The organism is Opacimonas viscosa (genome assembly GCF_024199005.1).
GTDB lineage: Bacteria > Pseudomonadota > Gammaproteobacteria > Enterobacterales > Alteromonadaceae > Opacimonas > Opacimonas viscosa.
In genome coordinates this window covers 1-273 of the sequence record NZ_JANATA010000124.1, presented here as the reverse complement: position 1 = coordinate 273, position 273 = coordinate 1, and the positions used below count along the sequence as shown (strand labels likewise).

Annotated in this window: 1 protein-coding gene; it reads right to left on the bottom strand. The window is 45.1% G+C overall.

Annotated elements, in window-relative coordinates:
* Positions 1-24 precede the first annotated feature (24 nt).
* On the bottom strand, positions 25-273 hold a 249-nt coding region (locus NLF92_RS12960; protein WP_254102626.1), incomplete at its 5' end, for a hypothetical protein.

Genomic DNA, 273 nt, shown 5'->3' with positions numbered 1-273 from the left:
AATGGTAAGAAAAAAGCCGAGAGCTTATTCGCTTCTCGGCTTTTTTGCTGTGACACAGACAGCGAGGGTGGGACGAATCTCCTCATATTCAACAGAAAACTGATCAAATCCAGCAAATTCTAAATCATTGAGGATGCTTTCGCTCATTTCTTTTGTTCGATTGGCGTCCGCTCCTTTTTCTCTTGGTTGCATCACAATGACGAGTGTTCCACCCGGCTTCAAGGTGTGATAAAGGTTGAGTGCGCCAGCCTTTGGGTCATCCCAAATCGTATA